Source organism: Lentzea sp. HUAS12, assembly GCF_024125735.1.
GTDB classification, from domain to species: domain Bacteria; phylum Actinomycetota; class Actinomycetes; order Mycobacteriales; family Pseudonocardiaceae; genus Lentzea; species Lentzea albida.
In genome coordinates, this window is record NZ_CP099738.1 from 5,211,735 (window position 1) to 5,236,092 (window position 24,358).

Sequence of the window (24,358 nt, forward strand, 5' to 3'; positions counted from 1 at the left end):
TCAGGACTAGCCGACGCGGTGCAGCCAGGTGACCGGCGCGCCGTCTCCCGCACGGCGGAACGGTTCCAGGGCGTCGTCCCACGCCGCGCCGAGCAGCTCGTCGACGCCGTGCGCGAAGGACTCACCGCCACGAGCCCGGACCGCGAGTGCACGCAGCTGGTCCTCGTTCACGACGATGTCACCGTTGGCCGAGGTTCTGGCATGCCAGAGCCCCAGCACGGGCGCGAAGCAGAAGCGCTCCCCGTCCTGACCGGAGGAAGGTTCCTCGGTCACCTCGAACCGGAGCATCGGCCACGCGCGCAGCGCAGCAACGAGCTTGGCGCCGGTGCCGGCGTCTCCGGTCCACGCGCATTCAGCGCGCAACTGGCCTGGTGCTGCGGGTTGCGCTGCCCACCTGAGGTCTACCCGGACACCGAGGGTGCCCGAGATCGCCCACTCGACGTGCGGACAGACCGCAGACGGCGACGAGTGGACGTAAACCACGCCACTGGTGCTGCCACGGGTGCTCACTGCTGACCTCCGCTACTCGACGAGGGACGTCTTCCCCTACGCCTTTGCCGAGTGTGAGGTGATCACCGCGAAACCCGTTCGCTGCATTCTGCCTCGACTTGAGGCATGTCCGCCATAAGAACCAGCTCGATCATCACCCGACCGGGGCAGATACAGGTCTTAAGTCCCGATCTCCCCGGCCGAGCGATGCCTGATCGTGATCTAGAGCGCGTTTACCGCGGCCACGACGTCGACCAGGCCGGTTCCCTTGTCGAACGACGAGGTGTACGGCCCGGCCGGCTGGTAGCCCGTGCCGTACTTGTGGGCGGTCGACTTCAGCGCCCGCTCGATGTCGGCGGGGGTCGCGGAAGGCTTGGCCTGGAACAGCTGTGCGACGATCCCGGCGATGTGCGGCGCCGCCATCGACGTGCCGCTGATCGTGTTGAACGTGCCGAGGTCGAGCAGTCCCGGCCCGTTCTGCGGGTCCAGGCCGGTGGCGCAGATCGGCAGGTAGGGGCGGCACGACGAGGTGATGTTCTCCCCCGGCGCCGAGATGTCCGGCCACGTCGCGGAGTCCGCGGCGAGACCGCGCGAGGAGAAGTCGGACAGGGCGCCGTTGCGGGTGCCGGTGCCCTGGTCGTTGTAGGAGGCGACCGAGATCACGCCGGGGGTCGGGTCGACACCGGGCGGGTTGGACAGGTTCGCGGACCCGTCACCACCGTCGTTGCCGTTCGCCCACACGACGACGACACCTTCCGCGACGAGCTGGCGCTGCAGCTTGACCGTCACCGACTCGGGGTCGAACGCGCCCCCGCCGGACGGGCCGTAGGAGTTGTTGATCACCTTGATCGGCGGGCAGGTCGCCGCGGGCACCCCGGCGCCGCACGGGGCCCGGTGGTTCTCCAGCACCCAGTTCAGCGCGGCGTCCGCGCCGAGGATGAGGATCGCCGCGCCGGTCGAGATCACGACGCCCTTCGCGCCCGGAGCGGCACCGCGGATCACCGGGCCGCCGGTGGTCTGCACGTCACCGCCGATCGCGATGCCGGTGACGTGGGTGCCGTGACCGCCCAACGACGTCGTGTCGGTGTCCAGGAAGTTCGGCACCGGCACGATGCAGTTCGTCTGCGTCGTGCCGTCCAGGCACAGGCTCTTCAGGTTGCGGACGATCCGACCGCCGAACGACGGGTGGGTCGGGTCGACGCCGGAGTCGATCACGGCGACGGACACGCCCTCGCCGGTCAGCCCGAGGCTGTTGCGGGCGTCGAGGCCGCGGGTCGCGGTGTGCGAGGTCGATCCCAGGAACTTGATCGGCTTCTGGATCTCGACGCGCGTGACGCCGGATTTCGCCCTGGCGGAGGAGATCCGCGCGGCGTCACCCCTCGCGGCGACCACGCCGATCTTGCGGAAGCTCGTGAGCTTCTGCAGGCCGGCCGCCTCGACCGCCTGTTCGGCGGCGGCGATGTCGGTGCCGTGGACGTAGACCGTGGAGGTCGGTGCAGCCGTCGCGACAGGGGAAGCGACGGCCACCAGCAGTACGGCGAGCGATGCAGCGCGTTTGTACATGGACCCTCCGTGAACATTGGCAGGCAATCCTTCTAACGAGTGATCCACATAACGGTGACGGCCATCACGCAATGTCTCGACCGAGTGCGGTGGGACGACCCCGGAGCGCTACCGTGTCCCCCCGTGCGGAAAGGTGGGGACTCGTGCGGCTGATCCGTCTGGGCGCTGAACCCTCGGCCATTGGGGCGGACGTCCGTGCCGCCCTCACGGCGTGGGGTGCGGGCACCGGAGTCCTGGGTGGTGTGGCGCTGCTCGGCGTCCAGCCCCCCGACTGCCCCGTGCCGCTCGACGCGATCGTCGTGCTGCCCAAGGGCGTTCTCGTGATCGTCGGCGTCGACCTGCCCGACCCCGGCGTGAAGCTCGAGGCCCCGCTCGGCGGCCAGTGGACGATCGACGGCTGGCCGCTCGTCTCCCAGGACGGCTCGCCCAACCCCGCGACCGAGGCCGTGGCCGCGGCGACGGCGGTGGCGCAGCGGATCCAGGCGATGCGCGCGGAACCGCTCCCGGTCAGCACGGTCGTGGCGGTCGGCCCGTTCGTCAGCCAGGTCGTGCAGCCGACGAACGACCTCAACCGCGGCGTGCGGGTGCTGCACCCCAAACCGTCCACTTTGCTCAGTGCGGCCCGCGAGCTCGCGACGTCGACGGTGCCGTGCACGGCCGACCACGCCATGAAGCTCCTCGCGATCCTGCAGACGACCGGCACGCCACCGGAGTCGCGAACGCTGCTGTCCGAGGGCTTCAGCGAGGTGTCCGACCTCGCGGCCGAGACCACGATGCTGATCCCCCAGGCCCACCTGCGGCAGGCCATCGGGCGCAAACGCTTGCCAGGCAAGCTGACCTGGCCGTACCTCGCGGCGGGCGCACTGCTCGCCCTGGTGCTCGTGGTGTGGCTGGTGGCCGCGCTGCCCGGCGACGACAAGCCGGCCGACGCGACGCCCGCGCCGTCGTCCGCGCAGCCGACGACGGTGGTCGTGGACGGCACGGCGTTCGTGCCGAAGGAGATGAAGAAGGACCAGGACTGCAAGACGCAGGCGTTCGGTGACGTCAAGGCGTGGCTGACGGCGAACGACTGCGGCGTGCTGCTGCGCGCCACCTACGAGACGACGGTGCAGGGCAAGCAGGCGACCGTGCTGGTGGCGGACATGGACGTGTACGACGCGCCGAGCGCGAAGGCGTTGCACTCGGTCGTCGTGCTGCCGGGATCGGGCGGTGTGCACGGTCTCGACGGCAAGCCGCTGGAGAACGCGGCGTTCGCCAACAACGTCAAGGGAAGCCACGTCACGCTGGCGTTCGCGGTGTGGGAGGGCGGTGCGGGCGACCCGTCGCTCGACCCGATCGCCAAGCAGGCGTTGCGGCTCCCCGTCAGCCGGTAGAGGCTTGAGGGCATGGTCGGACAACTTCGCTCTGTCGTGCTCGACTGCCCGAACACCTCCGAGCTCGCCTCGTTCTACGAGCAGCTGCTCGGGGCCGAACGCCTGGCCGGCGGGACCGAGGACTGGGAGGTGATCGTCGCGAACGGCACGCGCGTCGCGTTCCAGCTCGCCCCCGAGTACGAGCCGCCCACGTTCCCCGACCCGCGCGGCTCGCAGCAGTTCCACCTCGACGTGCTGGTGGAGGACATCGAAGAGGCCGAACCGAAGGTGCTGGCGCTCGGGGCCAAGCTGCTGCAGCGCGACAACGACGACACGTTCCGGGTCTACGCGGACCCGGTGGGACACACGTTCTGCCTCGTGTGGCTCTCCTGATCCATACGATGCGGGCATGAGCCAGCCGATCCCGTTCGCCGACACCAACTTCAAGCTCGCCGTCGTCCAGGAGCTGATGTACAACCAGAACCTGCTGCCGAGGTTCGACCTGCGCGAACACGCCGCCGCGCAGGGCTTCACCTACGACGAGGGGAGCTTCGGGGCGGTACCCGAGGCGCTGGCCTACTTCGAGGCACTCGAGGTCCCCGCCGAGCTCGCCGGGAAGATCACCGAGATCTACATGGACGGCGGCAACGAGATCTACCTCGAGATCGCGCCGGGCTGGGACGGCGAGGACGGCCTGTTCGACGTCGACGAGTTCGCCGACGTGCGGCACTTCCCCAACCTGAAGTCCATGACGCTGCTCTACACGGGCAACCAGGAGGCGCTGGAGGCGCTGCGCGCCCGCGGGATCGAGGCGGACTGGCTCTGAGGCACCCCCTCTGCCTCGTGTGGCTTTCTTGATCCAGGCCCGGCCCTGCGCCGCGGGTCTCGTTCGATGAAAGTCGCGGCTGAGGTGGTTTCTGGTGGTGCGGGCGGCTGACCTGCATACCGGTGTTGTATTCGGGTCGGCCGCCCGTGCCGCCAGGGACCGCCTCCGCCCCGGCTTTCGCGGACACGGACCCGCGGCGCAGGGCCTACTGTGGCGGCCATGGACTTCGACGTCATCGTCATCGGTGGTGGACCCGTAGGTGAGAACGTGGCCTGGCGGACGGCCGCGGGAGGCCTGTCCACCGCCATGATCGAGAAGGAACTGGTCGGCGGCGAGTGCTCGTACTGGGCCTGCATGCCCTCCAAGGCGTTGCTGCGCTCCGGGCACGCGCTCGCCGCCGCCCAGCGGGTCAAGGGCGTGGTCGGCGGGTCGCTCGATCCGGCCGCGGTGCTGGAGCGGCGCACCGGCTTCACCTCCAACTGGGACGACACCGGTCAGGTCAAGTGGGCCGAGTCCGAGAACATCCACGTCCTGCGCGGCGACGGTGAGGTCACCGGCGAGCGCGAGGTCACCGTGCGCGGGGCGGACGGCGAGACGGTGTACCGCGCGCGCCAGGCCGTCGTGGTGTGCACCGGCAGCGTGCCGAAGATGCCGCCGCTGGACGGCATCGACGACACTCCCGTGTGGACTTCGCGCGACGCCACGTCGGCCCGCGAGGTGCCGGACTCGCTGGTCGTGCTCGGCGGTGGTGTCGTCGGCGTCGAGATGGCGCAGGCGTGGGCGCGGCTGGGGTCGCAGGTCAAGATCGTCGTGTCCGGCGACCGGCCGCTGCCGAAGATGGAGGACTTCGTCGGCCCGCTGGTCGTCGAGGGCCTGGAGGCGGACGGCGTCGAGGTGTTGCTCAACGGGCGTGCGGCGGCGATCAAGCCGGGTGAGCTGACGTTGCAGGACGGCCGGACGGTGCAGGGCTCGCACATCCTCGTCGCGACGGGCCGGGTGCCCGCCACCAAGGACGGCAAGCCGCTGACCATCGACGACTCCGGGCTCGTGTCCGGTGTGGACGGCCGGTGGCTGTACGCGGCCGGCGACGTCACCGGGCGCGCGTTGCTGACGCACCAGGGCAAGTACCAGGGGCGCGCGGTCGGCACGGCGATCCTGGAGCGCTCCCGCGGGTTCGAGCCGAAGGAGCGGTCGGCGGGGCAGGCGTGGGCCGACCACGTGGCGGTGCCGCAGGTCGTGTTCACCGACCCCGAGGTGGCGTTCGTCGGCCACACCGCCGAGCAGGCGCGGGCCGCCGGGCGCGACGTCAAGGTCGTCGACCTCGACATCGCGGTCGCCGGGTCGTCGCTGCACGCCGACGGCTACAAGGGCAAGACCCGCATGGTCGTGGACGAGCGGACGCGGACGCTGGTCGGTGTCACGTTCGTCGGCCAGGACGTGGCCGAGCTGCTGCACTCGGCCACCGTCGCGATCGTCGGCGAGGTCACCGTCGACCGGTTGTGGCACGCGGTGCCCTCGTACCCGACGATCAGCGAGGTCTGGCTGCGGCTGCTCGAGTCCTACGGCCTCTGAGGCTCCAGCACGGAGCCGAGCATGCCGGTGAGCAGCTCGTCCGCCGTGCCGACCACGTGCGCGCGATCGTCCTCGTCGACCCGTTCGGCGAGCTTGAACAGCGCGTCCGCGGTCTGCACGGCGATCCGGAACGTCAGCACGACCGGGGCGTCGCCGTGGGCGCCGAACCGGCCGACGAACATCTCGGCGAGCCGTTCGGCCATCAACTCGTACTGGTCGACGCTGGAGTCCAGACGGTGGCTGTCCAGCATGTCGCTGAACCGGACGCGCCCGAAGCCGGGCACGTCCGCCAGCATGCGCGTGTAGATCGCGACGACCTGCCGGGTGGCCTCGCGCCACGTGTCCGCGATCAGGTCCTCGGTGAACAGCTCCTCGACTTCGCGGAGGTAGTTCTCCATACCTCGAAGTGCCAGAGCGTGCACGACAGATCGTTTGTCCGGGAAGTACTGATAGAAAGAACCAATGGGCACTCCGGCCACGTCGACGATGCGAGCCGTCGTGATGTCGTCGTAGTCGTATTCGTTCAACAGGCTCGCACAAGCGTCGAGGATCGCGGAGACCGTCGCCGCGCCGCGCTGTTGCACGGGCTGCCGGCGCATCACCCTGGCTAACCTGCCTTTTGCCGGATCTTCATGCACACCGACATCTTTATCCACAAGTGCGCTCGATCCCAAGCACAGTTTGCCGACAGTTTTCAGCCGGGATCGCCGCGGCGTTTCCGGTGAACCACCCAGCCGAAGTCGACGAGGCAGACGACGGCGAGTAGCAAAAGCAGGATTCCGAGCCAGGTGAGATCAGCTCGCAGCGCCAGCCACCCGGCCACCGAGTTGAAGACCAGGCCGAATCCCGCCAGCCACAACCGCAAGGTCAGGGCGCTGCGCGGCGGCGCGGGAGGGGGCAGGTAGTCGCTCACCTCATCCGGTTTCCCGCAGCAACGGGGCCTCAACCCGCCGCAGCAGGCGCGGCGGTTTCGTCACGTAGGGGCGGACCAGGCGGACAACGGCCAGGCCAGGGGCTATGAGCGGGACCACGGCGGTCAGCACGGCGGCGGTGATGCCCGCCCGCACGACGTCCTTGGGCATGACGGCGACGCGGTCGACGACGAACGCGCGCCGGCCGGTGATCGACACGGCCGCCAGCACGAGCAGGAAGACGACCATGCTGAGCATCGCCCGCTGCACGGCGTGCTCGTACCCGGCCGCCTCGCCCGCGACGAGGACCGCGAACCACCCGGCGAGAGCGGGCAACTGACCCTGTTCGGTGGTGGCCGCCCAGCTCAGACCACCCAGTGTCGCGAGCCACGCGAGGACGTCGGCGCGCTCCCTGGCCCATAGGGATGCCGAATCGAGGGGGATGCCGGTCCAGGCCAGCAGACCGAGCGGGCTGAGGGGGTCGTCCGCGAGCTGACCGAGCACCCAGCCGAGTGTCCACGCGGACAGCAGGACCGCGACGACGAGTTGCCACCGGGGCCGGCGCACCACACAGCGGGCGAGCCGGACGATCTCCGCACGCGTCATACCCCCACCTTGCCGCTTCCTGGTGGTTTGCGGAGAAACGTCACCCCAACGCTCACCCTGTCGGCCCCCGGCCGGGAGCGTTGATCACGCAGCGCAATCCACGATCGAGCTACGGATCGGTTCCTAGACTTGAGGACATGAGCATTGATCGGCTTCTGCGTCTGCCCAGCTACCTGATGCTCGGGCTGGTGCGCGAAGCACGCCGGATCGGGCGCGCGGGACTGCGCGGGCCCCACCTGACGGTGCTCGCGTACCTCTCCGAGCAGGAGGCGGTGGCGCAGAAGCGGATCAGCGACCGGGTGCGGATGGACCCGAGCGACCTCGTGTCGGTGCTCGACGACCTGGAGGGGTTCGGGTTCGCCCAGCGCAGGCGGGACGAGAGGGACCGGCGGCGGTTCACCGTGTCGATCACCGGTGAGGGCAGGCAGGCGCTGGAGCAACGGCTGGAGGCGGCTCGGGCGCACGAGGAGGAGCTGCTGGCGCCGTTGACGCCGCACGAGCGCGATACTTTGGCCACACTGCTGCGGAAGGCGTACCTGCACCACGCTGATATGCGTGTAGATTAGACAGTCTGCGCTAAGCGACCCGGCGCAGGCAGGACGGTGCGACACAGAATTAATTCTGAAGTCGCATTGTATCGAGAAATGAGGCAAGTTGTCAAGCCCCTCCGATGACCTCCGGCTCGCCGAAATGGAGCCGGAGCAGGAATACGTGGCCATGTTGTACGGCCGGCTCGACGACCTCCGTGAACAGACGTCGAAACGACTCGCACAATCGTTGCGACAAACCGGCGGCACGCACCAGATGCGGTCCGAGCGCGACACGTCCGTCGCGATGTACACAGATCAATTGGCCCAGTACAGCGCTGTCGAGAACGGACTCGCGTTCGGCCGGCTCGATTTCCACAACGAAGACCGCTTCTACATCGGCCGAATCGGTCTGTTCGACGAGGACAAGGAATACGAGCCGCTGCTGATGGACTGGCGCGCGCCCGCCGCCAGGCCGTTCTACCTCGCGACCGCCGCCTCCCCCGACGGCGTGCGCCGGCGCAGGCACCTGCGCACCCGCTCGCGCAAGGTGATCGGCCTCGACGACGAGGTGCTCGACATCAACTCGGCCGACGTGACGCGCAGCGAGTCGCTGACCGGCGAGGCGACGCTGCTGGCCGCGCTGAACGAGTCGCGCACCGGCCAGATGAGCGACATCGTCGCGACGATCCAGGCCGAGCAGGACAGGATCATCCGGTCCGAGCTCAACGGCGTCGTCGTCGTGCAGGGCGGGCCGGGCACCGGCAAGACGGCCGTGGCGCTGCACCGTGCGGCATACCTGCTGTACACACACCGTCGACAGCTGGCGAAACGCGGTGTCCTCGTCGTCGGCCCGAACACGACGTTCCTGCGCTACATCAGCCAGGTCCTCCCGTCGCTGGGTGAGACGGGCGTCCTGCTCTCCACCGTCGGCGAGCTGTACCCGGGACTGACCGCCGTGGGGCGCGAGTCGTCCGAGGCGGCGGCGGTGAAGGGCCGCATCCAGATGGCCGACGTGATCGCCGCGGCCGTGCGCGACCGCCAGGAGGCGCCGCCGTTCGTCGAGGTCCGCTTCGACAACGACGTGCTGCGCCTGGACCGCCGCGCGATCTCCGACGCGCGCGGCAGGGCGCGCCGCACCCGCCGCCCGCACAACGAGGCCCGCCGCACGTTCGCGCGCGAGATCATCTCGACCCTCTCGGGCATGGTGGCGTCGAGGCTGGGCAACCACCTCCTCGACAAGGCGGACGTGGACGACATCCGCCGCGAGCTGCGCGAGTCCGAGGAGGTCCAGGCCGCGATCTCGTCGCTGTGGCCGGTCCTCACCCCGTTCTCGCTGCTCTCGGAGCTCTACCGCAACCCGAAGCGCCGCAACCGCGCGATGGCGAAGTTCACCCGCGAGGAACGCGACCTCCTGCAGCGCTCCACCGACGACTGGACCCCGGCCGACGTCCCGCTGCTCGACGAGGCCGCCGAACTGCTCGGCGAGGACGACACGGAGGCCAAGGCCCGCGCCGAACGCCAGCGCCGCCAGGCCATCGAGTACGCGCAGGGCGTCCTCGACATCCTCGACCTGGAGGACGACGCGGACCCGGACCTCCTGATGGCCTCGGACCTGATGGACGCCTACAGCCTGGCCCAGCGCCACGGCGTGGACCGCTACGAGACCGCCGCCGAACGAGCAGCGGCCGACCGCACCTGGACCTTCGGCCACGTGATCGTCGACGAGGCCCAGGAACTCTCGGCGATGGCCTGGCGCACCCTGATGCGCCGCTGCCCCAGCAAGTCCATGACGGTCGTGGGCGACATCGCCCAAACCGGCGACATCGGCGGCGCCACCTCATGGGGCGCTGTCCTGTCGCCTTACGTGCAGAACCGTTGGCGCCTCACGGAACTTTCCGTCAACTACCGCACCCCGGCCGAGATCATGGAGGTGGCGGCGGACGTCCTCACCTCCGTCGATCCTGAGCTGGTGCCGCCGACGTCCGTGCGTCAGACCGGTGTGCCGCCTTGGGTTTCTCCGGTGTCGTCGTTCGCCGCCGAGGTGCCCGACCTGATCGCGCGCGAGGTCACCGCCGTCGGTGACGGCAAGATCGCTGTGATCGTGCCGACCGCGCTGCTGCCGTCCGTCGGTGCGGCGATCGCCTCCGCGGTGCCGAGCTCGTCCGTGGGCAACGAACTGGAGGAGGCGCAGGTCGTCGTGCTCGGCGTGACGGACGCCAAGGGCCTGGAGTTCGACTCGGTGGTCGTGGTGGATCCGTCCGGCATCCTGTCGGAGTCGCCTCGGGGAGCGTCGGACCTGTACGTGGCGCTGACCCGTGCCACGCAACGGCTTGGCGTCGTGCACACCGGGACGCTGCCGGATGTGCTATCCCGGCTGAAGGACGTTTCGTAAGCGATCGGAGACCCGGATGGCCGGCATCGAGTCGATGGTCATCCGGGTCGTCGTGGACGTGAGCGACAAGCTCTCCGACCGCCTCACCGAGGAACTCCCCCGGCCCGCGGTCACCAGCGCCGCGACGGCCGACCTGTTCACCGACCTCGTCCGCTCCGACGCCGAGGCCCTGCAGGCCTACCTCGACTCCCCCGACTTCGCGACCGTCGTGGCGCAGAAGCGCATCGGCAACATGGCGGGCAAGGCCGCGAAGGACCAGCTGCGCGAAGGCCTCCGGCTGGCCGGCATGTCCGACCATCCCCTCTCGCGCGTCACCGACATCGTGCACGACGTGATGGTCGCCGCCTGCGACGATGTCGACGCGCACTTCGGCCGCACCAGCGGCAGGATCGACCGCGGCGACCTCTACACCGCGGCCACGAACAACAGCGTCCTCCTGAAGCGCCTCAAGTCGTCCGCCCGCATCCACACCTTCGCGGCACGCATGCGCGACCAGGTCATCGCCCTGCACAGCCGCATCCGCATGCCGCACGTCGGCGTCAGCCGCTCCGTCCGCTACGACCAGCTCTACGTCGAGCCGGCGCTGATCTCGAAGTCGGAGTTCCGCATCGGTGCGCCGGGCGAGCGCGTGCTGGTGCAGGGCGACCCCGGCGCCGGCAAGTCGACGCTGGCCGCGAAGCTCGCCCACGACGTCGCCGCCGACGGCCAGGTCCCGTTCCTGTTGGTGCTGCGGGAGTTCGCCACCTCGTTCGACGAGGGCGGGCGCGACCTCCTGCATTACCTGGAGAAGGTGTGCCAGGCGCCGTACAACGTCAAACCTCCGCGCGACGGCGTCGAGTACCTGCTGCGCACCGGGCGCGCGGTCGTCATCCTCGACGGGCTCGACGAGCTGGTGCAGACGGAGTTGCGGCGACGAGTCGTGTCGTTGGTGGAGGGGTTCGCACACCTCTACCCGTTGGTGCCGATCCTGGTGACCGCGCGGAAGGTCGGGTACGAGGACGCGCCGCTGAGCACTGACTTGTTCGTGCCGAGCCACATCGCGGAGTTCGACGACGACCAGGTCGCCGCCTACGTGTCGCGGTGGTTCAAGCTCGACGAGGCCACCTCCCCGGCCGAACAGGACCAGCTGATCAGCTCGTTCATGGAGGACAGCGCACAGATCTCGGAGCTGCGCAGCAACGCGTTGCTGCTGACGTTGTTGTGCGCCATGTACTCCAGTGACCGCTACCTGCCGCACAACCTCGCCCAGGTCTACGAGCGGTGCGCGCTGATGCTGTTCGAGCAGTGGGACTCGAAGCGCGGCATCGACCTGCCCCTCCGGTTCCACGGTCGCTTGCGGGGCGCGGTGCAGCACCTCGCGTGGAACATGTTCAGCGCGGCGGAGTCCGGCAAGCCGCAGACCCGCACACGCGTCATCAACACCCTCGCTGCCTACCTGGACAAGAAGCTCGACGACCACGACGAGTCCGTGGCGATGGCGGAGGAGTTCCTCGCGCACTGCACCGGCCGGGCCTGGATCCTCGCCGATGTCGGCGCTACCGAGTCGGAGCCTCAGTTCGGGTTCACCCACCGGACGTTCTTGGAGTACTTCGCCGCCGAGTACTTGGTGCGCACGCACCGCACGGCGGAGGCGTTGTGGGCGGTGCTCAAGCCTCACGTCGACCAGTGGGACGTGGTGGCGCAGATCGTGTTGCAGCTCTACGACCGCAATGTTGAGGGAGGTGCCGACGAGCTGCTGAGCGAAGCGCTTGCTGATGGCGGACTGGGGTTCGCCGCCCGCGCATTGCACCACGTGGCGCCCAGCGACCGCGTCGTCCGGTCGATCGTCACGGCGGCGTTGGACCAGTTCGTCTCCGTCCCGGTCAGCGTGCGCACTGGTCCTTTTTCTGGCGAGACAGCGGTTTTGGACGTCCCACTGCAGAACTGCGTGCTCAATTCCTCTCACCTGAACAAACAGCTGATCGATCGGACGCTGTCCGATCAGCTCGAGAAGCTCGTAGTGCGAGGTGAGATCGGCGCCACCGTCGTGATCGACACTCTCTTCGACCGGGCGGAAGGCTGGAATGCAGTCCGCGCTGAGCTGTGGGAGCTGCGAAAGTCTTCACCTTGGGCGCGGTGGGCTGTCAACGAGCCAGAACTTCTGAGAGAGATCATCCGTCGTGCGGGAGTCGCAGCCCTCTATGCAGAGTGCAACGTCGGCGATACGAGATACGTTGCTGCAGCGACCTTGCTCCTCCTCGAAGAGGGCTTTCCTTTCTCGACTTCTGAGGCGGACTCGATCGCGGCAACCATGACCTTGATGCCCACGCCGTGGTTGGAGACGTCAGAGAACGCATACGGGGAGCACTTCGAACACGACAGTCTCCACTTGATGCTGTGCCTGCCGTATCTGGAGACGTTCGACGAGAGATCGATTCCAGATGGCTGGCACAACGTCGACGAGATTGGCGAGCCGGTGCGTGCGTTTCTCCTGGCGTGGGAACGTGGCGAGATCAGCGTGCTAGCGCAAGACCAATAGCCGCCGCACCGACGCCGAGCACCACGCTGACCACGACGTTCAGCAACGCCGACCGGTACTTCTCCGCCTCCAACAGCTTCACCGTCTCATAGCTGAACGTCGAGTAAGTCGTGAGCCCACCGCAAAACCCGACCCCGAGCAACGGCATCCAAGAAGTCCCAACGACAAACCCGATCACCAAACACCCGACCACGTTCACCACCAACGTGCCGAACGGAAAGTCGAGGGAGTGCCGCGACTGCACGAACCGATCCACCAGGTACCGACAAGGAGCCCCCAGAGCAGCCCCGAGAAACACCGCAAGAAGGATCACCGACTCACCCGCAACCCCAGGATCGCCGCCACCACAGCACAAACAGGCGTGGCCACCAACGCCCAAGACCAAGAAGCGGCATACGACGAGAACGTCGTGAACCCGCCCAACACCCCGACCCCGAAGAACGCCCGCACCAACGGCCGGGGCACGGTCCCCATCAACACACCGATCAGGAACGACCCCACCACGTTGATCAGGAACAGCCCCCAGGCTCCAGGCACCACGAGAGACAGCCCGTACCGCGCCACCCCGCCGAGCCCGCCGCCCAACGACACCAGCGCGACGAAGCGGAGCCCAGGATCAGGCTGAGGGCTCGGCAAGGTGTTCCACCAAGTGGTCCAAGGCCTTCAGGGCGCGCACCACGTCCTCGCGCTCGGACAGCTCCAGCTTGGCCAGCGCCGCGCCGATCCGCTTCTCGTGCTCGCGCTGCCAGACGAGGAGCTGTTCGTGTCCACGGGGTGAGACGGACAGTCGCGCTACCCGCCTGTCCTTGGGGTCTCCGCCTCGCACCACCAGCCCGGAGTCGATCAGTTGGGACACCAGTCCGGACACCGTGTTGGGGGCCAGGCGCAGTGCCGCGGCGAGGTCGCCGACCTTCATCGGCGGGCGCTCCGCGAGGGTCTGCAGCAGCTCTACCTGCGCCATCGGCAGGGATTCCCACGGCCAGTCGGCCCGGATGCTCGTCCGCAGCGCCCGGCGCAGGCGGGTGACGACGTCGGTGAGCGTGCGGGCTTCGTCTGACATGCGGAAATCTTACTGAACGACCACTAATAGCTCTGGGTCAGATATAATCTGCCTACGATGAACTGGTTCGTCACGGAGTCACCTCGCCCGGCGTGGATCGCACGTCGGGCGTACGCGCCGTGGCTGGTCATCGCGACGGTCTGCTTCGGGGCGTTCATGGGGCAGCTCGACGCCTCGATCGTCACACTGGCGTTCCCCGCGATGAGCGCGCACTTCCACGCCGATCCCGAGTGGATCTCGCTCAGCTACCTGATCACGCTCGTGGCGCTGCTCGTCCCAATGGGCAGGATCGCGGACCGGGTGGGGCGCAAGATCGTCTACATCTACGGCTTCGCGTTGTTCACCGGGGCGTCCGTCGCGTGTGTTTACGCGCCGGGGTTCGACGCGCTCATCGCGGCCCGGATGGCTCAGGCCGTGGGCGCGGCGATGTTGCAGGCGAACAGCGTCGCGCTGGTCATCACGGCGGTGGCGCCGGAGCGGCGGCGCAGGGCGCTCGGCGTCCAGGCCGCGGCCCAGGCCGCCGGGCTCGCGGCCGGGCCGTTGCTCGGCGGGTACCTCACCGAGAACTTCGGGTGGCAGGCCGTGTTCGCGATCAACGTGCCGATCGGCGTCGTCGCCGTGATCGCCGGCCACTACCTGCTGCCCCGCACGAGGACCGGCCGGGACCGGGGGAAGCCGACCTGGAAAGTCGTGCCGGGGCTCGTGGGCGTGCTGCTCACCTACGCCGCGTTGTTCGCGCCGATGACGTTGCTGCCGTTCACGATGAAACAACCCTTGGCACACATAGGACTCACGGTCGCGGCGCTGCCGCTCGGGTTCGCGGTCGCGGCGACGTTGCTGAGCAGGCCGGGAGCGAGGACCGGCGCGCTGATCACCGCCGTCGCGCTGATCATGCCCGTGCCGCAGGTGGTCCAGCTCGTCGTCGCGGGCATCGGGCTCGGCATCATCGCGCCCTCGTGCACGAAGCGCGTGATGGGCGCGTTGCCGGAGGGGTCGGCCGGGGTCGGCAGCGGGCTGGTCAACGTCGCGCGGGGGCTCGGCACGGCACTGGGAGTCGCGGTCGCCACCCTCCTCGTTCACACCTTCCAGTGACAGCAGCGGTTCCACTGCTCCGAATGGGCCCTGGGCCTGCCGCACACGGGGGCGTCTCAGTAGCCTGATCACATGTCTGAACGGGTGAGCTGGGTTCCGGAAGGCGTCGACACGGGCAGGCCGAGTGCCGCGCGACTCTACGACTACCTGCTCGGGGGAGGGCACAACTTCGCGGCCGACCGGGCGCTCGCGGAGAAGTTCCTGCAGGCCCAGCCGAACGCCCGCGCGATCGCACGGCTGAACAGGGCGTTCCTGCGCAGGGCCGTGCTGTTCATGATCGAGCGCGGCATCCGCCAGTTCCTCGACCTCGGGTCCGGCATCCCGACCGTCGGCAACGTGCACGAGATCGCGCAGAAGGCCGACCCGGAGGCCCGCGTCGTCTACGTGGACTTCGAGGAGGTGGCGGTCGCGCACAGCCAGCTCATCCTGGAGCAGGACCCGCGCGCGACGATCATCCAGGAGGACATGACGAAGCCCGCCGAGGTGCTGGCGGCGGCCCGCTACAGCGGCCTGGTCGACTTCGCGGAACCGGTCGGCGTGCTGACGGCCGGCGTCTTCCACTTCGTGCCGCCGCAGGCCGACCCGAACGCGATCGTGGCGGCGTACCGCGACGCCGTGCCCGTGGGCAGCTACCTCGCGGTCTCGCAGTTCACCCAGGACCTGCAGCCCGAGGAGATGGCCGGGATCGTCGAGGTCATGAAGAAGAGCCAGAACCCGATGTACCCGCGCACGAAGGCCGAGATCGAGGCGCTCTTCGACGGGTTCGAACTGGAGGAGCCCGGCATCGTGCCGACGCCGCTGTGGCGACCCGAGAGCACGAACACGGATGATCCGGACAAGGCGGGCATCTACGCGGCGGTCGGCCGCAAGGTGTAGCCGCCTGTCGTTGTTGGCCGTGCGGCGCGAGATCCGTACGCTCTGTGAACAGGATGGAACTTCCGGAGCTCGCCGCCCGCTGGATGCACGCGCTGACGTCTACCGCGTACATCCCGCTTTCCCACGCCGAAATCGAGCAGTCGCTGCTCGACTCGCTGCGTGATCTGCGGGAGTCACCCGAATCGGTCGCCTATCGATTGGTGTCACTGCACGCGACCGGACCGGACTCGTTGCGCGTCACGATCGAGGTCCTTTCTCCCACCTTCGAACTACCCCTGCTGGCGAGGTTGAGCTCCGCGTACGCACAGGCCATGCGGACGGACGCGTTCGACCAGCAGGAGCAGATCAAGGTCGCGATCGTGCGGGCCAAACAGCGGGTCGAGCGCACGCTCAAGGTCAGCCAGGCGCGGTTCCAGGAGGTGTTCGACTCCGCCGCGCTCGGCATCGCGATCACCGACCTGGACGGCCGGTGCGTGCAGGCCAACGACAAGCTCGCCGAGATCGTCGGACTCGGGTCCGGCGCCGACCTCACCGACCGCGACCTGCGCGACTTCTACCGTCCGGAGGACTTGGTCGCCCTGGGCGCCTCCTACCGCAAGGTGAGCGAGGGCCACCTCGACAGGTTCCGCGACCAGCGCGAACTGATTCGCGCGGACGGTGAGCCGGTGTGGGTGCAACTCGTCGTCTCGGTGCTGCTCGACGCGGACGGCCACCCGACGCACCACGTGACGATGGTCGACGACATCAGCGAGCTGCACCTGTTGCAGCGCAGCCTCGACCACCAGCTGCTGCACGACTCGCTCACCGGCCTGTCGAACCGGCAGCACTTCCTCTCCCAGGTCGAACGGCAGCTCGACGGCACCCCGATCACCCTGTACCACCTGGGCCTGGACGCGTTCTCGGTCGTCAACAACGGCCTGGGCCACGACACCGGCGACAAGCTCCTCAAGATCGTCGCCGGCCGCCTCGGCAGGCTCGCCACCGAGAGGAACGCCGTGGTGGCGCGGATCGGCGGCGATGAGTTCGCGCTGATCACGGTCGGGGACAACGTCACCTCGACCGTCGAGGAGATCCAGGAGGTCCTCGCCGAACCGACCTTCGTGGACGACCACGGCATCGCGCTGTCGGCCAGCATCGGCGTGGTGGACCGGCCTCCGGCGTTCGCGACCGCCGCCGAGCTGATGCGCTGCGCCAACGCCGCGCTGCGCCAGGCGAAGGCGCGCGGCAAGCGGCAGTGGGCGTTGCACGACCCGCACGACGACGCCCGCCGCCGCGGCCGGTACGCGCTGGCCGCCTCGATGCCCGGCGCGTGGGAGCACGGCGAGATCGAGATCGTCTACGCGCCGGTGCACGACCTGGAGACCCGTGAGGTGCTCGGGGCCGTCGCCCGCCTGCACTGGGACGACCTGAGCCACAACGACACGATGGCGCTCGCCGACTCGACGGGCCTGTCGCTGCCGATCGGCCGGTGGCTGCTGCGCGAGGCGTGCGCCCAGGCCGCCAGGTGGGTGGAGGAGTTCGGTGACAGGGCGCCCACGCTGCACATCGCGCTGGGCGCCCTGCAGTCCCGCGACGAGGACCTGGTCGCCGACGTCAAGCGGACCCTCGACGAGACGGGCCTGCCGCCCGAGAGGCTGCGGATCGCCCTCGACATCTCGTCGGTGCTCGCCGGCGACGACAACGCGTTGGTGCTGCACGAGAACGGCATCGTCACGGCGCTGGACGGCTTCCGCGGTGGCCACGACGAACTGGCCGTGCTGACCGAGCTGCCCGTCCGCTCGGTGATCACCCGCGCACCCGCGCCCGACCCGGACTCCCCGCTGTACCAGGCGATGCGCGCCCTGATCGCGACGGTGCACGGCCTCGGCGTGCGGTTCGCCGTCGACGAGGTGCACACCCTCACCGACGCCGCCCACTGGAGACGGGCCGGTGCCGACGGCGGGATCGGCCTGCTGCCCGCGCTCAGCGCCGCCGAGGTCACCGACCTGCTCGCTACAGCTGCTTCACTGCCGCCAGCAGCTTCGTGAGCGAGTCCTTCGCGTCGCCGAACAACAGCGTCGTCTTCGGGTTGTAAAGCAACTCGTTGTCCACGCCCGCGAACCCCGGCCGCATCGAGCGCTTCATGAACACCACGGACTTCGCGCGGTCCACGTCGAAGATCGGCATGCCGTAGATCGGGCTGGACGGCTCGTCGCGCGCACCGGGGTTCACCACGTCGTTCGCACCGACCACCACGGCCACGTCGACCGACGTGATGCCTGGGTTGACGTCGTCGAGCTCCTTGAGCTGCTCGTACGGCACGTCCGCCTCGGCCAGCAGCACGTTCATGTGCCCCGGCATCCGCCCCGCCACGGGGTGGATCCCGTACGAGACGGCGACTCCACGCCGTTCGAGCTGCGACACGAGCTCCCGCACCGCGTGCTGCGCCTGCGCGACGGCGAGCCCGTAGCCCGGCACGACGACCACGTTGTTCGCGTACCCCAGCAGGATCGCGACGTCCTCGACCGTGCCGGACTTGACCGTCCGCTGCTCTTCCCCCTGCGCGGCAACGGTCGTCGCCTTGAACGCGCCGAAGAGGATGTTCGCGAGCGAGCGGCCCATCGCCTGCGCCATCAGCCGCGTCAGGATCGTGCCGGACGCGCCGACGAGCGTGCCCGCGACGATCAGCAGCGTGTTCGCCAGCACGTACCCGGACGCCGCGACCGCGAGGCCGGTGAAGGCGTTGAGCAACGAGATCGCGATCGGCACGTCCGCACCACCGACCGGCAGCACGAACAACACACCGAGCGCGAGCCCGACCGCCGCCAGCAACCACAGCAGGAACCCGTTCGGCACGGCCATCGTCAAGGCGCACAGGGCGACCGACGACACAGCGGCCGCGATCGCCAGCTGCTGCCCGGCCGGCAGGAGCACCGGACGCGTGGTCATCAGCTCCTGCAGCTTCAGGAACGTCACCACCGACCCGGAGAAGCTGACCGAACCGATCAGCACCGTCAGCACGGTCGCGAGCCGGAAGATCACGGTCGTGTCCGGCACCGCGAAGAACTCGGCCAGCGCGACGAGAGCGGCCGCCGCGCCACCGACCCCGTTGAACAGCGCCACCATCTGCGGGATGGCCGTCATCTTCACCGACCGCGCGGCCGGGATGCCCACGACCACACCGAGTGCGATGGCCAAGAGGATCCACAGTCCGTTGTGGACGACGCCGTGCAGGTAGGCGGTGACGACCGCGACCAGCATGCCGAACGCGCCGATGAGGTTGCCGTAGCGCGCGTATTTGGGCGAGCTCAGGCCTTTCAGCGCCAGGATGAAGCAGAGCGACGCGACGAGGTACATCAGCCCGACGGTGGTCATTTCCGGAACATCTCCAGCATCCGGTCCGTCACCACGAACCCGCCGACGACGTTCACCGTGGCCAGGAACACCGCCAGCAACCCGAGCACCAGCTCCAGCGTGCTCTCCGCGGACCCCGTGATCAGGATCGCGCCGACCAGGATCACGCCGTGGATGGCGTTCGCGCCGGACATCAAGGGCGTGTGCAGGATCGTGGACACCTTCGAGACCACCTCGAAGCCCACGAACACGGCCAGCACGAAGATCGTCAGCAGGTCGATCACGGCAACTCCTTGCGGATCCGGCCGTCGTGGGTGAGGCAGCAGCCGTCGAGCACCTCGTCGGAGAGGTCCGGCGCCACGGCCCCGTCCGCGATCATGAGCTTGAGCAGGTTGAGGACGTTGCGCGAGTACAGGCGGCTCGCGTGCACCGGCATGGACGACGGCAGGTTCAGCGCGCCGTGCACGAGCACGTCGCCGACCCAGGTCTCCTGCCCCGCAACGGATCCGGCGTAGTTGCCGCCGGACTCCGCGGCCAGGTCGACCAGCACGGAGCCCGGTGTCATGGCCTTGAGCATGTCGGTCGTGACGAGCACCGGCGCCTTGCGGCCGGGGATCGCGGCGGTGGTGATCACGACGTCGGACGCGGCCACGTGCTCGCCGATGAGTTCTCGCTGGCGTTCCAGGAACTCCTCGGACTGCACGGACGCGTAGACGCCGGACTGGGTCTCCAGGTCCAGCTCGAGGAACTTCGCGCCGAGGCTGCGGACCTCCTCCCCCGCCGCCTTGCGCACGTCGTAGGCCTCGACGACGGCGCCCAGCCGGCGAGCGGTCGCGATGGCCTGCAGGCCCGCGACTCCGGCGCCCAGCACGAGCACCTTCGCGGGCGGCACCGTGCCGGCGGCGGTGGTGAACATCGGCAGGAAGCGCGGCAGTCGCTCGGCGGCGACCAGGACGGCCCGGTACCCCGCCACCAGCGCCTGCGACGACAACGCGTCGGCGCTCTGGGCACGGGTGACGCGGGGCAGCAGGTCGAAGCTGAACGACGTCACACCGCGGTCGCGGTAGACCTCCAGCAGTTCCCGTTCCGCCTGGGGCTGGAGGAAGCTGATCGTGACGGCGCCGGGCCGCAAGGTGGAGGCCTGGTCGGTGGTCAACGGCTGAACGGACACGACGACGTCGGATTGCGACGTCGGGTCCTCGGGCGTCACGGTCGCCCCGGCCGCGCGGTAGGCGGCGTCGAGGGCGTGGGCGTGACGCCCGGCGCCTTCCTGTACGTGCACGGTCAAACCAGCGTCGACCAGCGACGACACCGTTTCCGGTACGCAGGCGACTCGGCGCTCGGCGGGCCGCGACTCTGCGGGGGTTCCCACTTTCACCGTACGCACGTTACGCGATCAAAGGTGACCTGGGCCACATCACAGTTGCCAGACGTGACTGGTCCTGATGGGCACGACGACCGCGACCACCTGAGCGAGGTGAACGTCTGTTCGACGAGGTCGACTGCATGGCGGAGATGTGATCACGGCCCGGTATACCTACGGCTGCGTGGTCGTTGCACGGCGTGCGGGACCGTTTCTCCCAGCAACAAGAACTCCGCAGCGATCATGACGATCCGGGCAGGTGTGCACCCGGCCGGTGCCGACGGCACAAGACCCGCTCGTACGCCGGACGAGCAGGGCGGGAAGCGTTCAGAGTTGCCAGAGGACCGCACCGGCGAGCGTCAGGCACCCTGCCAGCCCAACCGCGGGCACGACGCGCTTACCGAGCGTCCACGCGCTGGCGTTGGCGATCGCGTAGTAGAGCAACACGCAGAACGAGCTGAACACGATCGCGCGCGTCACGTCGACGGTGAGCACCAGTCCGATCGCGACCAGCCCGGTCGCGATCTCCGCCCACCGCAGGTCGGCCAGGAAGCCGGGCAGCCTGCGATCGCGCGCCATCGCCAGGGTCGTCCGGCTCACCCCCAGCTGCAACGACAGCAAGGAGCCCAACGCGGCCAGGCACGCGGCCACCCGGATCACCGGCGCGAGGGAAGGGGACACGTCGGCAAGGGTCGACACGGCCAGTGAGCTGCCCAACGCGTTCAAGGCGACAAGAGCGACGACCGAATACACGACCAGGGTGATGCCCAACGAGATGACCACGGCACGGGGAATCGTGCGAGCGGGTTCGCGCACCTCCTCTCCGAGCGTCGCGATGCGCGCGTAGCCGGCGAACGCGAAGAACAGCAGCGCGGCGGCGGGAAGGATTCCTGCGGGCAGGAACTCCGCCGGCTGCACGGCTTCGCGGGCCGTCACGGACGTCAGCACGAGCACGAGCACCACGACGACGACGATGATCCGCGTGACCAGCGCGGACTTCTGGACACCGGTCAGGTTCAGCGCGGTCAGCGCCACGATCGCCGCCACCGCGAAGGGTTTTGGTGCCCCGGCGTACACACCGACCGTCAACGCCATCGCGGCGCACGACGCCGTCTTGCCGAGCACGAACGCGAACCCGGCCAGGTCGCCCCACAGGCGCCCGAGCCGTTCTCGGCCGTAGACGTACGTGCCACCGGACTGCGGGTAGCGGGCCGCGAGCCAGGCGCTCGACAGCGCGTTGCAGCAGGCGATCACGCCGGCGATCACCAACGACACCGGCAACGCGGACCCGGCCGCCGCCGCGGCCGGGGCGAACACCGCGAACACGCCCGCGCCGATCATCGAACCGAGTCCGACGAACACGGCGTCGGTCAGCGTCAAACTCCGGGTCAGCTGCACCCGGTCAGTGTGCGACAGGGCACCCGGAGGGCTTCGAGGCGGGGAAGAAGTTCGGCAGCAGTTCATCCGTGTCGTAGTAGCGGTGGTAGACCGGCGTCAGCCCGCCCGACACGGGTGGCACGATCCACGACCAGTCCGCGGGGCACGAACGGCCGGCGGCCTCCTCCCTCTCCAGGTGCGTCAGGAACCGCTGCGACTCCGTGTGGTGGTCCGTGATCGTGACCCCGGCCTCCGCGAACGAGTGCAGGACGGCGCGGTTGAGCTCCACCAGGGCTCGATCGCGCCACAACGTCGCCTCCGACGACATGTCCAGGCCCATTCGCTTGGCGAGGTACGGCAGCAGGTCGTAGCGGTCCGAGTCGGCCAGGTTGCGGGCGCCGATCTCGGTGCCCATGTACCAGCCGTTGAACGGCGCCGACGGGTAGTCGATGCCGCCGATGCGCAGGCGCATGTTGCTGATCGCGGGCACGGCGTGCCACTTCACGCCGAGGGTGCCGAGCCACGGGAAGTCGGGGTGCGACAGCGACACCTCCAGCACGTCGTCGGCGGCGATCTCGACGAGCGCGGGTTCGTGGCCCTTGCAGGTCACCATGAGCGGCAGGACGTCGAACGGGCCGCGCGTGGCGGGCGGCTTCCAGCCCCTCTTCAACGCGAGCTCCGTCAACGCCAGGTTGCGCGCGTCGCCGAGCACTCCGCCGTCGGTGCCGCGGTATGCGGCGTAGCGGATGATCTGCTCGTTGTCGATCTGCGGCGCGTGCGTGCCGGGCTCGGCGGGGGCGAAGACCGTGATGACGGGCCGGATCTTGCCCTTGTTCGTGGCCACGCGGAGGTGTTCGACGCACTCCTTCGCGACGTCGGCGGGAGCGGACACCTCGCGCTGGTCGCGCACTTTCAAGCTCCGCCAGTACAGGCGGCCGATGCAGCGGGAGCTGTTGCGCCACGCCACGCGCGCGCCGAAGGTCAGTTCGGCGGTGGTGTGGCGGTAGGTGCCGGTCGCGGCGATCTCCGCGTGCACCTCGGCCAGCCTGGCCTCGACCGGGCCGAGGTCCGGGTACTCGGTGTGGTGCTGTCGGACGAAGTCCTCAGCCTCGGCGATGTCGATCTCGCCGGTGTTCTCGACCTGCGCCGGGGGATGCGCGGAAAGGGAACGGGGCATCACATCAGTCGGGACGGGGGTCATGGCGAGGCACCGTAGTTGCGCTTTCGTGTAGGAGGAACCGCCTGTCGCGCTACGCCATCTGGATCACTGGACCGCGTCCGACACGCTCAGCAGTTACTTGATCCTACAACTGGGTGACAAAGGGCGCGACAAAGGGTGGTTCTTGACCGTTATCAGGCTGACATCAAACATTGACCAGTGATTCAGTTCACCACTGGATTCGACCCGTTCGAGTGAACTTGGGGCACCTCCCACGCCGAGAAGCGCGTCATCCCCTGGACCGCCACGGAGGGCGGGACCGCCCGGAGGGCGAAGTTCCGCAGCGCCAAGGCGATCGGGGACCGCATCTCGATCCCGAGCCTGCCCGCCCTCCTCGAGCCCTTCCACACGGACCGCGTGCGCGGCCGCCGCGACGCGTCGTACCGCGCCAGATCACCGTTGCACAGAGCCAAAGTCACCGCGTCCTCCAACGCCATGCACGCCCCCTGGCCGAGATACGGCGTCATCGCGTGCGCCGCGTCGCCGAGCAACGCCACCCGGCCCTTCACGAACGTTGGCAGCAAAGGAAGTTCGTAGATGTCGTGCCGGATGATCTCGGCGGTCGTCCGCACGAGTTCCGGCAACGGGTCGTGCCAGTCCGCGAACAAGGCGACCGGGTCCAGGTCCGCCTGAGCGGGCGCCACCTTCGCCACGTACCAGCAGACCCGGCCGTCGCCGAGAGGCAGGATCCCCGCCTCACCACCAGGTCCGAGCGTCTGCGAGATCGGCAGCTCGTACGGTCCCGGCGCCACCCCTCGCCACGCCGTGGCGCCCGCGTACACCGGTCCCGGGGCGTCCGGCAGCAGTTCCGCGCGCAGGCGGCTGTGGATGCCGTCGGCCGCCACGACGAGGTCGGCGTCCAGGTCGCCGGCACCGGTCACCTCGACGCCGGTGGACAGCACCTCGGGCGGCAACGCGCGCAGCAGGACGCCGTGCAGGTCGGCGCGGTGCATCGCGATCACCTTCTCCTGCCCCACGTCCGGCAGGTGCACGAGCCAGCGCCCGTCGTCGGCGCGGACGCCGCCCGACACGCGGGGCGTGCCCAGCCTGCGGATCTCGTCGTCGAGGCCCATCCACTCCAGCGCGCGCATCGCGTTCGGCATGACGCCCACGCCGGCGCCGATCTCACCGAACGCGGCCGCGCGTTCGAGGACCTGGACCTCCCAGCCGACCCGCCGCAACGACACCGCCGCGGCCAGCCCGCCGATGCCGCCGCCCACCACGATCGCCTTCATCGTCTCCTCCTCTACACCTGTAGAGGAATCTACACCCGTAGACT

At 69.1% G+C, this 24,358-nt stretch carries 24 protein-coding genes; 10 read left to right on the plus strand and 14 right to left on the minus strand.

Annotated features, from left to right (window positions below):
- Nucleotides 1-6: 6 nt before the first annotated feature.
- Entirely contained in the window at nucleotides 7-510 is a 504-nt protein-coding gene (locus ND450_RS23230) for a DUF3145 domain-containing protein (RefSeq protein WP_089922398.1), read from the minus strand.
- A gap of 201 nt (nucleotides 511-711) precedes the next feature.
- On the minus strand, nucleotides 712-2,052 hold the full coding sequence (locus ND450_RS23235; protein ID WP_253320840.1) for a S8 family serine peptidase: 1,341 nt from the start codon (nucleotides 2,050-2,052) through the stop codon (nucleotides 712-714).
- Nucleotides 2,053-2,195: 143 nt separating this feature from the next.
- On the opposite strand from ND450_RS23235, the gene ND450_RS23240 reads away from it, so the two are divergent.
- The 4 genes from ND450_RS23240 to ND450_RS23255 all read left to right on the plus strand — a co-directional run bounded on the left by ND450_RS23240 (nucleotide 2,196) and on the right by ND450_RS23255 (nucleotide 5,802).
- A complete protein-coding gene (locus tag ND450_RS23240; protein ID WP_253320841.1) occupies nucleotides 2,196-3,425 on the plus strand; it encodes a hypothetical protein in 1,230 nt (409 codons plus the stop codon).
- Nucleotides 3,426-3,437: 12 nt separating this feature from the next.
- Complete coding sequence (locus ND450_RS23245) at nucleotides 3,438-3,797, plus strand: VOC family protein (RefSeq protein ID WP_089922395.1); 360 nt, start codon at nucleotides 3,438-3,440, stop codon at nucleotides 3,795-3,797.
- 16 nt (nucleotides 3,798-3,813) lie between these two features.
- Nucleotides 3,814-4,230 carry a hypothetical protein gene (locus tag ND450_RS23250; RefSeq protein ID WP_253320842.1) on the plus strand — a complete coding sequence of 139 codons (417 nt, stop codon included), beginning with the start codon at nucleotides 3,814-3,816 and terminating at the stop codon, nucleotides 4,228-4,230.
- Between the two features lie 219 nt (nucleotides 4,231-4,449).
- On the plus strand, nucleotides 4,450-5,802 hold the full coding sequence (locus ND450_RS23255; RefSeq protein ID WP_253320843.1) for an NAD(P)/FAD-dependent oxidoreductase: 1,353 nt from the start codon (nucleotides 4,450-4,452) through the stop codon (nucleotides 5,800-5,802).
- On the opposite strand, the gene ND450_RS23260 is transcribed toward ND450_RS23255, so the two are convergent.
- The 3 genes from ND450_RS23260 to ND450_RS23270 all read right to left on the minus strand — a co-directional run bounded on the left by ND450_RS23260 (nucleotide 5,790) and on the right by ND450_RS23270 (nucleotide 7,319).
- Nucleotides 5,790-6,401 (minus strand): TetR/AcrR family transcriptional regulator, encoded by a 612-nt coding sequence (locus ND450_RS23260; protein ID WP_253320844.1) that lies wholly within the window; start codon nucleotides 6,399-6,401, stop codon nucleotides 5,790-5,792. The two genes, ND450_RS23255 and ND450_RS23260, sit on opposite strands and share 13 nt — an antisense overlap.
- Nucleotides 6,402-6,496: 95 nt before the next feature.
- On the minus strand, nucleotides 6,497-6,715 hold the full coding sequence (locus tag ND450_RS23265; protein ID WP_089922391.1) for a DUF6343 family protein: 219 nt from the start codon (nucleotides 6,713-6,715) through the stop codon (nucleotides 6,497-6,499).
- A 1-nt stretch (nucleotide 6,716) separates the two neighbouring features.
- The gene (locus tag ND450_RS23270) at nucleotides 6,717-7,319 is read right to left on the minus strand and encodes a hypothetical protein (RefSeq protein WP_253320845.1); all 603 of its coding nucleotides are present in this window, start codon (nucleotides 7,317-7,319) and stop codon (nucleotides 6,717-6,719) included.
- Nucleotides 7,320-7,456: 137 nt separating this feature from the next.
- Between ND450_RS23270 and ND450_RS23275 the strand changes: the two genes are divergently transcribed.
- The 3 genes from ND450_RS23275 to ND450_RS23285 all read left to right on the plus strand — a co-directional run bounded on the left by ND450_RS23275 (nucleotide 7,457) and on the right by ND450_RS23285 (nucleotide 12,759).
- A complete protein-coding gene (locus tag ND450_RS23275) occupies nucleotides 7,457-7,885 on the plus strand; it encodes a MarR family winged helix-turn-helix transcriptional regulator (RefSeq protein WP_089922389.1) in 429 nt (142 codons plus the stop codon).
- A 124-nt stretch (nucleotides 7,886-8,009) separates the two neighbouring features.
- Entirely contained in the window at nucleotides 8,010-10,241 is a 2,232-nt protein-coding gene (locus ND450_RS23280) for a UvrD-helicase domain-containing protein (RefSeq protein ID WP_253327978.1), read from the plus strand.
- A 16-nt stretch (nucleotides 10,242-10,257) separates the two neighbouring features.
- Nucleotides 10,258-12,759: an NACHT domain-containing NTPase gene (locus ND450_RS23285; protein WP_253320846.1), complete on the plus strand. Its 2,502-nt coding sequence runs from the start codon at nucleotides 10,258-10,260 to the stop codon at nucleotides 12,757-12,759.
- Here ND450_RS23285 and crcB read toward each other — a convergent pair.
- Genes crcB through ND450_RS23300 form a run of 3 tightly spaced genes read right to left on the minus strand, consistent with a single transcriptional unit; the run spans nucleotide 12,734 to nucleotide 13,819 of the window.
- A complete protein-coding gene (crcB, locus tag ND450_RS23290; protein ID WP_253320847.1) occupies nucleotides 12,734-13,072 on the minus strand; it encodes a fluoride efflux transporter CrcB in 339 nt (112 codons plus the stop codon). The two genes, ND450_RS23285 and crcB, sit on opposite strands and share 26 nt — an antisense overlap.
- Entirely contained in the window at nucleotides 13,069-13,395 is a 327-nt protein-coding gene (locus ND450_RS23295; RefSeq protein ID WP_253320848.1) for a CrcB family protein, read from the minus strand. Before ND450_RS23295 ends, crcB begins: the two co-directional genes overlap by 4 nt.
- Complete coding sequence (locus ND450_RS23300; RefSeq protein WP_089922385.1) at nucleotides 13,376-13,819, minus strand: MarR family winged helix-turn-helix transcriptional regulator; 444 nt, start codon at nucleotides 13,817-13,819, stop codon at nucleotides 13,376-13,378. Before ND450_RS23300 ends, ND450_RS23295 begins: the two co-directional genes overlap by 20 nt.
- Nucleotides 13,820-13,876: 57 nt before the next feature.
- Between ND450_RS23300 and ND450_RS23305 the strand changes: the two genes are divergently transcribed.
- The 3 genes from ND450_RS23305 (at nucleotide 13,877) to ND450_RS23315 (ending at nucleotide 17,814) form a co-directional block, all read left to right on the plus strand.
- Nucleotides 13,877-14,911 carry an MFS transporter gene (locus ND450_RS23305; RefSeq protein WP_253320849.1) on the plus strand — a complete coding sequence of 345 codons (1,035 nt, stop codon included), beginning with the start codon at nucleotides 13,877-13,879 and terminating at the stop codon, nucleotides 14,909-14,911.
- 72 nt (nucleotides 14,912-14,983) lie between these two features.
- Nucleotides 14,984-15,787 (plus strand): SAM-dependent methyltransferase, encoded by an 804-nt coding sequence (locus tag ND450_RS23310; protein ID WP_253320850.1) that lies wholly within the window; start codon nucleotides 14,984-14,986, stop codon nucleotides 15,785-15,787.
- A gap of 53 nt (nucleotides 15,788-15,840) precedes the next feature.
- Nucleotides 15,841-17,814: a bifunctional diguanylate cyclase/phosphodiesterase gene (locus ND450_RS23315; protein WP_253320851.1), complete on the plus strand. Its 1,974-nt coding sequence runs from the start codon at nucleotides 15,841-15,843 to the stop codon at nucleotides 17,812-17,814.
- On the opposite strand, the gene ND450_RS23320 is transcribed toward ND450_RS23315, so the two are convergent.
- From ND450_RS23320 to ND450_RS23345, 6 genes are all read right to left on the minus strand, one after another.
- On the minus strand, nucleotides 17,780-19,141 hold the full coding sequence (locus ND450_RS23320) for an NAD(P)(+) transhydrogenase (Re/Si-specific) subunit beta (RefSeq protein WP_253320852.1): 1,362 nt from the start codon (nucleotides 19,139-19,141) through the stop codon (nucleotides 17,780-17,782). The two genes, ND450_RS23315 and ND450_RS23320, sit on opposite strands and share 35 nt — an antisense overlap.
- Complete coding sequence (locus ND450_RS23325; RefSeq protein WP_045309221.1) at nucleotides 19,138-19,404, minus strand: NAD(P) transhydrogenase subunit alpha; 267 nt, start codon at nucleotides 19,402-19,404, stop codon at nucleotides 19,138-19,140. The genes ND450_RS23320 and ND450_RS23325 overlap by 4 nt, the downstream gene beginning before the upstream one ends.
- Nucleotides 19,401-20,507: an NAD(P) transhydrogenase subunit alpha gene (locus ND450_RS23330; protein WP_371927397.1), complete on the minus strand. Its 1,107-nt coding sequence runs from the start codon at nucleotides 20,505-20,507 to the stop codon at nucleotides 19,401-19,403. Before ND450_RS23330 ends, ND450_RS23325 begins: the two co-directional genes overlap by 4 nt.
- A gap of 303 nt (nucleotides 20,508-20,810) precedes the next feature.
- Complete coding sequence (locus ND450_RS23335) at nucleotides 20,811-21,881, minus strand: APC family permease (RefSeq protein ID WP_371927398.1); 1,071 nt, start codon at nucleotides 21,879-21,881, stop codon at nucleotides 20,811-20,813.
- A gap of 4 nt (nucleotides 21,882-21,885) precedes the next feature.
- Nucleotides 21,886-23,061, minus strand: a complete 1,176-nt coding sequence (locus ND450_RS23340) for a nitric oxide synthase oxygenase (RefSeq protein WP_371927399.1) — start codon at nucleotides 23,059-23,061, stop codon at nucleotides 21,886-21,888.
- 182 nt (nucleotides 23,062-23,243) lie between these two features.
- On the minus strand, nucleotides 23,244-24,314 hold the full coding sequence (locus ND450_RS23345; protein WP_253320854.1) for an FAD-dependent monooxygenase: 1,071 nt from the start codon (nucleotides 24,312-24,314) through the stop codon (nucleotides 23,244-23,246).
- Between the last annotated feature and the right edge of the window lie 44 nt (nucleotides 24,315-24,358).